The following is a 7,856-nucleotide window of genomic DNA, read 5'->3' on the forward strand; positions in this document are numbered from 1 at the left end:
CTTGTTGAACCCGCAGTGTTCAAAATTTGAGTTGACGTCGCAGCGAATATGGATCCTGCACTAAGGCAGTATTCCGATTCGGTAGTTATTCGCCAACTCCCACGTCTTATAGTTTGATCGGTCAACTTTATACATTTAAGCTTGTCGATCAACTCAGATCACTTATTATGATAAGGGATCTGGCTATATTTGTCAATAAAATCAGTTTTTAGATAGATCATCAGTTTGCATCTGCTTTAGTTTTTGATAAATGGCTTTGTAACGTTGTTCTACCTTAGAATTTCCTTTTGGCTGGAAGTAATTTGCCTTAGTTAAATTGTCTGGCAAATATTGCTGTGCTACCCAGTCATTTTGATAATCATGAGGATAGAGGTAGTTAATGCCGTGTCCTAATTTTTTAGCACCAGAATAATGTGCATCCTTCAAATTGGCGGGAATAGAGTCAATCTTCTTATTTCGGATATCGCTGAGTGCATTATCAATGGCAGTAATGGCGCTGTTGCTCTTAGGCGACAGCGCAAGTTCGATTACAGCATTAGCAAGTGGAATCCTAGCTTCAGGCAAGCCAACCATTTGGGCGGCTTGAATAGCCGTCATTGCTCGCTCGGCAGCGGCAGGATTAGCTAAACCAATATCTTCATATGCAATTACGGTCAGACGACGACAAATAGAAATTAAATCACCAGATTCGATTAATCTAGCCAAATAGTGCAATGCCGCATCAGTATCCGAACCACGGATTGACTTTTGGAAAGCAGAAACTAGATCGTAGTGGCCATCACCAGATGCATCGAAGTTTTGAATCTTCATCTGAATGGAATCGGCCATTTCTTTTTGAGTGATTAAAATAGTAGAATCATCTTTATGCTCATTTTTAAGTTCCTGCTTGGTTGAAAGAACGGCTAGTTCTAAGCTATTTAAAGTAGCTCTCAAATCGCCATTGCCTTTTTCAATTAAAAGCTGGCGAGCATCATCAGTCAGATTAACATTGTATTTGCCCAAGCCATTTTCCTTATCGGCAAGTGCACGATCGATGGCCTTAGAAGCATCTTCGCTTGATAAAGGCTTTAATTCGAAAATTTGGCACCGCGAACGAATGGCAGGAGAAATAGATATATAAGGATTTTCGGTAGTTGCACCGATTAGAATAACTTGTCCTGATTCAAGTAGGGGCAACAGAAAATCCTGTTTGGTTTTATCGAGACGATGAATTTCATCCAGCAATAAAACGACAGTACCGCTCATTTTGCCTTCTTCGGCAACTTGCTGCAGTTGCTTCTTGCCGTCAGTTGCCGCATTAAGCTTTCTAAAAGCATATTTAGTGGAACCGGCAATAGCACTAGCAATACTGGTTTTACCAATACCAGGAGGGCCGTAAAGAATCATAGAAGAAAGCAAACGAGCCTCAACCATTCGACGAATGATTTTCCCAGGGCCAATTAAATGCTGCTGTCCAACAACTTCGTCCAAATTTTTAGGCCGCATACGGTATGCTAATGGTTTCATTACTTATCCCCGTGAAATAAATGATGCCAAAAGCCTTCATGCTTTTTGGCTGGTGCATTAAGTTCAGTCTTAGGCATTTCAGGTGGATAAACTTGGTTAATCTTAATTCGTGGACGGTTAATTGCAGTTTTGGCTACAACTAAAACTGCGGTATCATTTGGTCCTGTTTGAGCAGTTTCATTATTAACTAGAGTAAAAGGAATATCTTTCTTACTGCATTCTGCTTCAACATCGCCCAAGAAGCCATCATCTTTGATATTGCCGTTGATCAAAATAGTGTAACCCTTGAAATCATCGATATGTTTTAAAAAGAGGGCAGTCAATTTAGAATTCTTTACTTCCGTATTATCTAAACGAACTAAAACACGTTCACGTAAAGAACCTAAAAAAAGTCTACGTTCATCTGGCTTGGTTTGAGGCGTAATACCTTGAGCAGCTTGTTCAACACGTTTGTTTAAATCTTCAGTCATATGATTCATCCTTTCTGTTAGTACCAATTGTAACAAAAAAAGGCTTTCCCACAATGGGGAAAGCCTTTCGACAAAATAAAATGTAAAAATTAAAGTAACTTGTTGTAGTATTCAACAACGAGTGATTCATCAATTTCTGGTTCCATTTCGTCACGTTCTGGTAAACGTACAAGAGAACCTTCCATCTTGTTGTCGTCAAATGAAACAAATGATGGACGTGCAGTAACTGCATCTAAGGCATCCTTAACTTGTTGCAAGTTCTTTGACTTTTCCTTCAAACCGATAGTTTGACCAACTGAAACTTCGTATGAAGGGATGTCAACGCGCTTGCCGTCAACAGTGATGTGACCATGGTTAACTAATTGTCTAGCTTGTTCTCTAGTAGTAGCTAAACCAAGACGGTAAACAATGTTGTCCAAACGACGTTCAAGCAAGATCATGAAGTTAACACCGTGTTGACCTTCACGAATCTTACCAGCGCGAGCAAACAAAGTTCTAAATTGACGTTCGTTTAAGCCGTACATCCAACGTAACTTTTGCTTTTCGTGCAATTGTTGACCGTATTCTGACAAACGACCACGACTGTTAGGACCGTGTTGACCTGGAGCGTAGTTACGACGAGCGATTTCCTTACCAGTACCTGAAAGAGAAATACCTAATCTTCTTGAACGTTTCCAACTTGGACCTGTATATCTTGACATAAAAATCCTCCATAAAATTTATAATGATAATTTTTGGAGTAAAATATTACGAATAAGTTCAACATTCGTGCATCTTGGATTTACATTTTCGCCCAATGCAGCGCGGGTTACTCGTTCACTAAAGCGTTTCAAGATGTTGACGTTCTTGTCACTTATTGCTGCAAATATTTTACACGACTAGTATTATATAGGCTTCAGAATAATAAATCAAGAAATAGGACAGCTTTTTCACATCTTCAGACCATGTTTTGTTATAATTATAGTAGTTTTGGAGGATAAACGATGTCATCAATTCAAACTATTATTATAATTGCCGTTGTCATCCTTATTATAGTCGTCATTGCACTCATGCTTTGGGTCAACCGCAGGCAACTGCGTGCGATCGAAGTAATTGACGCAGCAGTCAATGAAATTGAAAAAATGCATCTCGAAGAAGACATTACGCGACTAGATAAAATGGATTTGGCCGGTGAAAGTCTAACTACATTAAATACTTGGCGCAAGAGCTACAATGAAACTTCAACTAAAAAATTGCCTCGCGTGCAACAGTTAGTTGAAGAAGCCGCCCAAGAAAACACCACTTATAAGCTCTTCAAAGCTAGAAAAAATATCAAAAAAGCTCAAGAGATAATCAAGCCAACTTTAGAAGACGCTCGCAATACTAAAGCTGTTTTTACAGAGTTACTTGAATCAAACAAAGAAAATCAAATGCAATATGATGCTTTGATTAAGGTTTATCATGAACTTAGAAAGAGTGTTTTGGCTGGTTCGTTTGAATATGGTGCGGCTATTGATCAAATTGAAGATCAACTTGCATCAATGGAAAGTGACTTTGAAGAAGCCAAGAACCTTTCTTCTCAAGGTGATCATGTTGAAGCTAAGCGCGTATTGTCTAAGATTAGAATGGCTTTAGGCGCATTGCAAAAACGCTTGCCTAAGATTAAGGAAGGAAATCATCAATTAGAGGTTGTTTTCCAAGATCAATTGCGTGAATTATCTGATGCCTACAAAAAGATGGTTTCAGAAAAGTATTACATTACTGATATAGATGTATTGAAGCGAATTAAAGAAATTCATGGTGAAATTGATGATGCGCGCAAGTTGCTTGCAGAGACTAAGGTTGATGAATTAGCCAAAGAAAATAAAAAGATCTCTGGTGAAATCGATGAACTTTATACTGCTTTGGCTAAGGAATACAAGGCTCGTCCATTTGTTGAGAAGAATCAAAATAAGATGTTGACTTTGATTGCTCATCAACAAGCCGCTTCTAAGAAACTCGTTGAAAAATTGCAACATATTGATGAAAGTTACGAATTAACTCACGGTGAACTTGAGAAGAGTAAGGAACTTGAAAAAGAAGTCAATGATATGAATCGCCAATATACCGTCGATACGCAAAGTATTGCCGACGGCAAAGGTGTTTATTCCGCAATTCAAGATTCATGGTTGCAAATGCTAGATCGTTTGCGTGAAATCGATCAAGAGCAAGCTAAGATGTCAACAGATGTTGATGGCTTGTATGATTCAGAAAACGTCGCTAACGATTCTATTAAACGTTTCAAGCAAGAAGTTTCATTAGTATATCGTCGTCTTGAGAGACGCAATTTACCAGGTAATCCAGATAGTTTTGTTCAAATGTATACCTTGGTAGTTAATGAAATTGGTCATGTCAGTGATGAATTAAGCCAAGTTAGAATTAATATGGAAAAGATTTCTAATGAATTAATTCAGATTTCTGACGATGTCGAGCGACTTAAGCGCGAAGCTGATGATATTATTAATTCTGCTAACTTAGTTGAATTAACAATGCAATATTCTAATAAGTACGCTGATAAAGATGCAATTAAGCAGGCCCAAAAGCTCGCAATGCAGCTGTACAATGAATATAACTACAAAGATGCATTAGATACCATTGCTACTGCACTTGAAAAAGTAGAACCAGGCAGCTACCAACGTCTTGAAAATGCATATTATTCAGAACAAAGAGAGTAAATAATTGAAGCTTTTAATTATTTGGGCTAAAATTTAGAAGTCAATGAACGGTCAAGCAATTGGCCGTTTTTTAATGAAGGGGTAATATTTGTGATTTATTTTGATAACAGTGCAACAACTAAGATAGATCCTCAAGTATTGGATACTTATAACAAGGTAGCAACCAATATTTGGGGCAATCCTTCCAGTTTGCATAAAATGGGGGACCGTGCTCACCAATTGCTTGAAGCATCTCGCAAGCAAATTGCTGGATTATTAGGTGTAAAACAACATGAAATTTTCTTTACCTCAGGTGGTACAGAATCAAATAATACAGCGATCAAGGGAACTGCTATTCAAAAGCGGGAATTTGGTAAGCATATCATTACTTCTAGTGTTGAACATGCTTCAGTTGCCAATAGCTTCACTGCTTTGGAAAACTTGGGCTGGCGTGTGACTCGACTTCCGGTAGATAAAGAAGGTAGAGTTAACGTTAATGATTTGAGAAATGCAATTGATTCAGATACAACGCTAGTTTCAATCATGGGTGTCAATAACGAGATTGGGACCATTCAACCAATCGATGAAATTAGTGATTTGCTTGAAAATTATCCAACGATTCAATTCCACGTTGATAACGTTCAAGCACTTGGCAAGAATATTTGGGATAAAGTCTTCACACCAAGAGTAGACTTATCTAGCTTATCTGCTCACAAGTTCCATGCACCTCGTGGTATTGGTATTCTTTATAAAAAAGAAGGCAAGATGCTTAGTCCGCTTAATGATGGTGGCGGCCAAGAAAAGGGCCTTCGTTCAGGTACCGAAAACTTACCAGCAATTGCAGGGATGGCAAAAGCAATTCGTCTTTTACTTGAAGATGAACCTGAAAAGGCTGCTAGAGAAGCTGCAATTAAGGCAAAGATTGTTGATTATTTGAAGCAAAAGCCCGGTATTGATATCTTTTCACCAGTTCAAGACAACTTTGCACCACACATTCTTTGCTTTGCCTTAGAGGGTATTCGTGGAGAAACTTTGGTGCATACGCTTGAAGATCAAGATATTTATACTTCAACTACTTCTGCTTGTGCTTCAAAGACAGCAGATGAAGCAAGCACCTTGGTTTCTATGCATATTGATGATAAGATTGCTACTAGTGCAATACGTTTGAGTTTTGATGAGACAAATACGCTTGCAGAAGCAGATGAATTTATCAAGGTCTTTGATAAGATCTACAATCATTTTGCTAAAATTAATCATTTGGGAGAGAATTAATGGAATATACAGAAGTTATGGTCCGTTATGGGGAACTCTCAACTAAGGGGAAGAACAGAAAAGACTTTATCAATCGTTTAGCTACTAACGTTGAAAGAGTCTTGAAGGATTTCCCTCAAATTGAATTTCACCCACGGCACGACCGGATGCACATCATTTTGAATGGTGCACCATTTACTGAAGTTGATAAGCGACTTAAAAAGGTTTTTGGTATTCAAACCTACTCACCAGCTATTAAAGTTCCTAAGACTTTAGAGGATATTAAGAAAACCTCTTTGGAATTAATGAATGAAACTTTTAAGCCTGGCATGACTTTTAAGGTTAATACTAAGCGTAGTGATCACAAGTTTGAATATGATACTAACCAACTTAACAATTTGATTGGTGATTATTTATTCGATCATATCGACCACTTGAAGGCTGAAATGAAGCACCCTGATTTAGTACTTAGAATCGAAGTGCGTCAAGATGCTGTTTATATTTCTAACCAATTGCTTCACGGTATTGGCGGGATGCCTGTTGGTACTGCTGGTAAAGCTGTAATGATGCTTAGTGGTGGTATTGATTCACCAGTTGCTTCATACCTTGCAATGAAGCGTGGGGTTGATATTGAAATGGTGCACTTCTTCAGTCCACCTTACACTACTGAAAAAGCTTTAGCTAAGGCTAAGGAATTAACTGGTATTTTGGCAAACTATGCAGGTAAGATTAACTTTATCGCTGTGCCATTTGCTGAAATTCAGGAAACTATTAAGGAAAAATTGCCAGAAGGTTACTTGATGACTGTACAACGTCGCTTCATGTTGCAACTTGCAGACCGTATTCGTGCTAAGCGCGGTGGTCTTGCAATCTTTAACGGTGAATCTGTTGGTCAAGTTGCTTCACAGACTTTGCAATCAATGGTTGCTATTAACGATGTGACAACTACACCAGTTATTCGTCCAGTTGCTACAATGGATAAGACTGAAATTATTAAATTGGCAGAAGATATTGGTACTTTTGATCTTTCAATTCAACCATTTGAAGATTGTTGTACTATCTTTGCTCCACCACGTCCTAAGACTAAGCCAAAGCTTGATAAGGCTCGTGAATACGAAGCTCGTCTTGATGTTGAAGGCTTGATTCAAAGAGCGATGGATGGAATTGAAGTAATGCCAATTTATCCAAATGAAAAATTTATCAACGATAAGATCGAAGAAGATCAAGATTTGTTGTAAAAAGTTATGCCGACAGAATGATCTGTTGGCATTTTTTGTAGAAAAAGGTAAAAACAGTGAAGATCGGAAAATCACTAAGAGAAACTAGATTGGCAGCTGGTGTTGTTTCGGAATCGTTTTATTCTAAAGTAGAACGTGGGATTCATAATATAGATGCAGATACTTTGGTTAAGCTTTTAAAAGCTAGAAAAATTAATCCTGTAGGTTTCTTTAAACAGGCGATTGACATAGCTGGTAATGAGAAAAATACAGCAAGTAACCGATAATATTTAAAACAATGCATGCAACTAATTCCAGAGATTTGCAAGAATGGCAGCAAGTATTTGAAGAATATAAAGAAAGCAAAGAAAAGGGCGTTGAATACACGCAATGGGTGAGCAATAAGAAATTACATAGACCATACTTTAAAAAATGAAAATGACTTGAATTGAAATGATTCTAAGTCATTTTTTTATGATATCTACGACTCTCTTAACTTCTTACTTTTAAGTAGGAAGTGTTTTATTTTAGAAATTACATTAAAAAATCAAAAATAAAAGTGTATCTGCAAGAAAAAAAGGAGACCGTAAAATATTTTGTGTAAGGATGAATGATTCCTTAAATTAATTTCTTAAAACATTAGAAAAAGGAGTTCCTTTCTCGTATGATTGGTTTGAACAAAAAAACACATACAGAAAGAAGAACTCCTTCATGAATGATTTTACCAAAAATATGGCACA

The 7,856-nt window shown here is 37.5% G+C and carries 7 protein-coding genes; 4 read left to right on the plus strand and 3 right to left on the minus strand.

Translation table 11 applies throughout. The features are described 5' to 3' along the window. Positions 1 to 201: 201 nt before the first annotated feature. The 3 genes from BN1206_RS03525 to rpsD form a co-directional block, all read right to left on the minus strand. A complete protein-coding gene (locus BN1206_RS03525) occupies positions 202 to 1,506 on the minus strand; it encodes a replication-associated recombination protein A (protein ID WP_013437599.1) in 1,305 nt (434 codons plus the stop codon). Continuing rightward, entirely contained in the window at positions 1,506 to 1,976 is a 471-nt protein-coding gene (locus tag BN1206_RS03530; protein WP_014565717.1) for a YueI family protein, read from the minus strand. The genes BN1206_RS03525 and BN1206_RS03530 overlap by 1 nt, the downstream gene beginning before the upstream one ends. Before the next feature lie 89 nt (positions 1,977 to 2,065). Beyond that, a complete protein-coding gene (rpsD, locus tag BN1206_RS03535) occupies positions 2,066 to 2,677 on the minus strand; it encodes a 30S ribosomal protein S4 (protein WP_013437601.1) in 612 nt (203 codons plus the stop codon). A 282-nt stretch (positions 2,678 to 2,959) separates the two neighbouring features. Here rpsD and ezrA point away from each other — a divergent pair, with 282 nt between their 5' ends. The 4 genes from ezrA to BN1206_RS03555 all read left to right on the plus strand — a co-directional run bounded on the left by ezrA (position 2,960) and on the right by BN1206_RS03555 (position 7,403). After that, positions 2,960 to 4,669 (plus strand): septation ring formation regulator EzrA, encoded by a 1,710-nt coding sequence (ezrA, locus tag BN1206_RS03540; RefSeq protein WP_013437602.1) that lies wholly within the window; start codon positions 2,960 to 2,962, stop codon positions 4,667 to 4,669. Positions 4,670 to 4,759: 90 nt separating this feature from the next. Further along, positions 4,760 to 5,920: a cysteine desulfurase family protein gene (locus BN1206_RS03545; protein WP_013641713.1), complete on the plus strand. Its 1,161-nt coding sequence runs from the start codon at positions 4,760 to 4,762 to the stop codon at positions 5,918 to 5,920. Then, entirely contained in the window at positions 5,920 to 7,137 is a 1,218-nt protein-coding gene (gene thiI / locus BN1206_RS03550) for a tRNA uracil 4-sulfurtransferase ThiI (RefSeq protein WP_013437604.1), read from the plus strand. Before BN1206_RS03545 ends, thiI begins: the two co-directional genes overlap by 1 nt. Before the next feature lie 56 nt (positions 7,138 to 7,193). Then, positions 7,194 to 7,403 (plus strand): helix-turn-helix domain-containing protein, encoded by a 210-nt coding sequence (locus tag BN1206_RS03555; RefSeq protein WP_052542922.1) that lies wholly within the window; start codon positions 7,194 to 7,196, stop codon positions 7,401 to 7,403. Positions 7,404 to 7,856 lie beyond the last annotated feature (453 nt).

Source organism: Lactobacillus sp. OTU4228 (genome assembly GCF_001006945.1).
GTDB lineage: Bacteria > Bacillota > Bacilli > Lactobacillales > Lactobacillaceae > Lactobacillus > Lactobacillus amylovorus.